This is a genomic window from Paenibacillus sp. P4_E11 (assembly GCF_056401635.1).
The window spans coordinates 1-4753 of record NZ_JBFUIX010000211.1 but is presented as its reverse complement, the minus strand read 5'-3'; the positions used below and the strand labels follow the sequence as shown (position 1 = coordinate 4753).

The window sequence follows — 4753 nt, the reverse complement described above, 5'->3', positions numbered from 1 at the left end:
GTCATATTGCGTATGACCTGACATATAGAACACCTGCGAAAAATTATTGTCGGCAATAAATTTACCGAAATTATTACTTGCACCGCTGCTCCATGCCGATCCCCACACGGTTCCGCTTATCGGGTAGTGAGACATTGCAAATATGGGTTTTGTTGGATCATAATCCGCTTCACTTTTAATTTGGTTGAGGTAATTGGTGGCTTTTCCCACCGTGCTACTGCTGTTAATATTTGCATCAAAACCAATCAAATTATATCCTTTTATCTTTACCCTATAAGCACTGTTATAGAAATCGTTATTGTACGAATTCGTTGATTCGTTCCACGCGCCCGCCGTACCGACAGGTATTAAATTTTCGGTGCCGTTCATATCATGGTTGCCTTTTACAATATATAACTTCGTAGTGTTAAATAAGCCCTCAGCTTTAAGTTTATTGTATACTTTTGTAAGCTCACCCATCCACACATATTCATTGGCATTGTTACCGCCGGTAATGTCGCCAGGCTGCACCAATACGTCGGCCTGCGGGAATACTTTCAGGGCTTTTCTATAATCTGCTTCCACGCGCGCGATTGTACTGGGATTTGCAGAGATTTCCGGGTCGCTGCTATCCGCTATATTTAAATCGGCTGGAGTTAATGTTTTATTGCTTTTTTGATAGATGAATATGGCGTTGTTTAGTTCACRTTCATAATAATTGATGGTTTCCTGTGTATATAATTTTACTTTTTGCGTTGTTGCAACTGTAGCTGCCGTATTCAAAACCTTTTTCAAATAATCAAAATCGGTTTGGCTGAAGCCGCTGCCGAGACCGCCTGCTACTATTGTATTTGCTTCTGATATTGTGTCGTTAAGTGCGTTCATATCTACTTTATTTACACCGTAACCATTATAATTAGCTTGAACTACATCACTGCTTAATGCACCTTTCCAAACCTTCAGATCAGCGATATCGAATGAATTACCACCATTGCCGCCCACTCCGTCGCTGCCTATGTTTAATGGGTTCGATGTATCTAAAGATCCGATCCCTAGCGAAGTTTCAGCCATTTCGTAACCATCAATATACAACGAGCCGAGCATTTTATCTCTGTCTACAACAAATGTCACGTAACRCCAAGCGGAAGCATTAAACGTGTCACGGCCAAATTTTACTGATGTGGTCGGGAATCCTAAATTCATATTGACCGAATTGGCTGATGTATAAATCGCCCAGCCTGCGTTAGAGCTCTTGCTGAAATCCTTGTTCGATAATATGACCTGATTATCCTTAGTGTCGCCCTTATACCAGAAGGATGTGGTAAAACTGTCATTACCAACATTCAAACTTTGCGTCGTACCGACATAATTGCCGTTTCCGCTTTCTACGTGCAAAGCTTTGGTCCCGGGTAATACACCGTCTACATAACTATAATTTCCATGTGCTATCAACGATTGCCCTTGATTTGCATCGTCCTTTAAATTATTATCGAATTTAATCGATGCCATAAGGGGGTTGGCATTTACTACTGCGTTCGTGGCTTCATTATCTGCATTTACTGCGGTGTTCGATAACATACCGAAAATCATCGTTAGTACGAGTGTACCGGATAAAATTCTTTTCACTACAGAAAACCTCCATACTTTAAGTTTTTTAAGAGTCTAAGGTTACCGGCATCGACGACGAATAGGACAAACAATGATGATCGAAAAAGTCTGATGCGATAAATAAAGGCCATTTCAATCCGTAAGCACCACCTCCCAAAAAACCTCTCCTCTTTTCGCCTCCACACTAGGTAACCTTACTGCTTAACTTCAAGCCAATGACACCGACAACGATGAGTACCGTCCAAGCTAATTGGTTTATATTGAATGATTCCTTGAATAGCACAAATCCTACCAGTGTAATTAGAACAATACCGACGCCTGACCAAATCGCATAAGCAACTCCAACTTCAATGTAGGTTAGAGCAAAGTTAAGCAGGGTAAAGCTGCAGCCATATAAAACAAACATCATAATAGACGGCCAAAATCGGGTAAAACCTAGGGATAACTTCATTGACGTCGTTCCCGATAATTCAAAGAGAATGGCAAGTATTAAAAGGATCCATCCCAAACCACTCTCACCCTTCATCGGTCGATTCCTCCAAGTGAAGTTCAGCGTACGAAGAGATGAGCACATTCGCGTCATTAAGCCAGCATTCGTTAGATGGAGACGCATGATTCATCATTAACCCTATAGTGGCTGCAACCCCTGCGGATTTCCCCATCTGCATATCGCTGTTGGTATCCCCAATCAAGGCCACCTGATTCGGAGATAATCCAAGCTCTAAGCAAGCCTTATGCACCATTTCGGGAAAAGGCTTTCCCTGTTTCACCAGATCGTTCCCGATAATAACTTTAAAAAACTGGCGAATGCCCAACCACTGCAAATGTTTTTCCGCATCCGCCGTCTCATCAGCCGTTACAATGCCCATTGGCATTCCTTGATCATGGCATTGCTTCAGAAAGTCTATAGCCCCCGGCAGCGGATAAACGGGGCGAACCTGTTCCATTTCTTCATCCGCCAAACGCTTACTTTCCCTTGCTATCCGCATGGATTCACTCCAAGGGAGTCCTAGCCGGTAGCCTTGCCATGCTAATATAGCGAGCAAATCACCAATCGATCCCATGGCCAATGGACCGTTTCTACTATAATCARTCATATGCCCGGCGGCATCCTGAACCGTTCCCCACAAATTCGAGATGGGATCGATGACCCCATCCGTTGCAACAGCCAAGACTTTAATTGAATAATTCCGGTACAACGACTCGCTCCAATATCCCCAAAGACTTATAAAATCGAGTAGTGTGCCATCCTTATCAAATAACACCCCATTTACACAATAACTTCTCTTATTAATCATCAATTTTGGCATTCCAATCGCTCCTGAGATCCTCATGTAAGTGAAAACTAACTATCTTTCCTAACCAATAATGCTTCCGTTCGCCGACGCATCCTTCCGGACAATAACATTACAACTGTTCGCATAATCAGGTTAGCCAGTATGATTAGCAGCGACATGGCTGCCGCCTGAGCTATATCACCTGAGTCCTCCATGTTAACAATCGCCACGGCAGCCGGTTTCAAGTCTGGCGCATACAAAAAGATGATTGCCGACACCGTCACCATACTGTTGATAAAATAATACATACAAATCTCCAAAATACACGGCAATGACATGGGCAGCGTTACCCTGACAAGTGTCCTATACCAGGGGACATTCATCGTTTCTGATGCGGCCTCGAACTCGCTATCCAGCTTTTTAAGCGCCGAGGTCATCGTTAAAAATGAAACCGAATAAAAATGTACTATGTTACATATAATCATGATCCATATGGTCCCATATAGCCCATGTAAGGGTTGGTTCGGATTATTAAAGAAGAATACATAGATGAGACCTAGTACCAATCCCGGCAATGCAAGTGGCAGCATGGACAGAAAATAAGCCGCATTGCGTAATAATGCATAACCGCGAGATTTTTCAATGAGATAGGCAAATATGAATGTCACTACACTGCCAATCAGCGCAACACCAGCCGAAATGATCAAACTGTTCACAAACGGTCCTGCCCCGTCAAGAAAACCATCGTAATGGGATAAAGAGAGCTGTAAGTTATAAGGCCATACTTTCACTATTGATCCATAGAGAGCCACAAGAATAATGCTTAGAATGGCAGCTGATACAACCGAACAAAGCATGAATAATAGGACGTCGCGCAGCTTGTTTGCTTCAATTCGATATGGCATTGATTTGGCGCTAAGCCACCCGCTCTGTTTCCGCTGGGAAATTCGGTCTATGACAAACGAAATCACGGCCGGAATCAACAACAGTACACCGACGGCCGCCCCCATTTGCATATTCTGTTGACCAATCACTTGCTTGAACAAATCGGTCGCGAGAACATTGTATTGTCCTCCTACAACCTTAGGTGCTCCAAAGTCAGTAAACGTCAGGACAAAACAAACAAAAATCGTGCTAATGAGCGCAAACTTGGTACCTGGTACTGTTACCGTCCAAAAAGTACGCCATTTTGACGCACCAAGCGTCTCTGCTGCTTCATATAATCGGTAATCCGAACTCGCAAAAGCAACCGAGAGGATGAGAAATGCTTGTGGAAAGGTATATAAAATTTCGGATAGAACAATCCCGATTTGCCCGTAAAGCTCAATTCGAAATTCAGGCAGCAGACCGAAGAACCCAGTTGAAATAAGTCCTTGATTGCCAAACAAATAGATTAATGCTAATCCGTACAGCATCGAAGGAGCAAAAAGCGGAAGCAGCGCTACGGTCCTAAAAAACCATTTCCCTCGAATTCCACTTCTCTCAAGCGCATAAGCAAATCCGAATCCGAGCGACACAGCGACTACAGTCGTAATCAATGAAACCTTTATGGAATTCCATAATGAAGTTACAAGCGCCGGTGTAGAGAAATATTTGGCAAAATTAGCGAGTCCAATAAAGTTTCCTTCTTGATTGCTAACGGCTTTGATCAAGAGTTCACCAAGCGGCAGTAGGATCGTAAATATTAAGGCAAGTGTCATTATTAAAATGAAACTGTTTTGACTCCATTCGTTCGCATTTGGTCGTATTCGTTTTAACCACGTATCCATGGCCACTCACCTCCTCACCCAACCGCAATATCGGATACCGTATCAAACCGGATGACGTGTTCAGGTAGCAAGTTAAACGTTACCTTCTGATTTAGTTTGATGTTAAAAGTCACCATAGCT

4 protein-coding genes are annotated in these 4753 nt (G+C 43.0%); all 4 read right to left on the bottom strand.

Features of this window, described 5'->3' with window-relative positions:
* On the bottom strand, window positions 1–1605 hold a 1605-nt coding region (locus tag AC1DWB_RS31405; protein ID WP_477545026.1), incomplete at its 3' end, for a LamG-like jellyroll fold domain-containing protein.
* Window positions 1606–1771: 166 nt separating this feature from the next.
* Window positions 1772–2113, bottom strand: coding sequence for a DMT family transporter (locus tag AC1DWB_RS31400; protein WP_477545025.1), 342 nt, complete (start codon window positions 2111–2113; stop codon window positions 1772–1774).
* Window positions 2103–2897 carry an HAD family hydrolase gene (locus AC1DWB_RS31395; RefSeq protein ID WP_477545024.1) on the bottom strand — a complete coding sequence of 265 codons (795 nt, stop codon included), beginning with the start codon at window positions 2895–2897 and terminating at the stop codon, window positions 2103–2105. Before AC1DWB_RS31395 ends, AC1DWB_RS31400 begins: the two co-directional genes overlap by 11 nt.
* Window positions 2898–2932: 35 nt before the next feature.
* A complete protein-coding gene (locus AC1DWB_RS31390; RefSeq protein ID WP_477545023.1) occupies window positions 2933–4633 on the bottom strand; it encodes a putative 2-aminoethylphosphonate ABC transporter permease subunit in 1701 nt (566 codons plus the stop codon).
* Window positions 4634–4753 lie beyond the last annotated feature (120 nt).

Coding starts and splice junctions, on each gene's coding strand:
- AC1DWB_RS31390 (WP_477545023.1), bottom strand. CDS start 4,633: ATGGATACGTGGTTAAAACGAATACGACCAAATGCGAACGAATGGAGT.
- AC1DWB_RS31400 (WP_477545025.1), bottom strand. CDS start 2,113: ATGAAGGGTGAGAGTGGTTTGGGATGGATCCTTTTAATACTTGCCATT.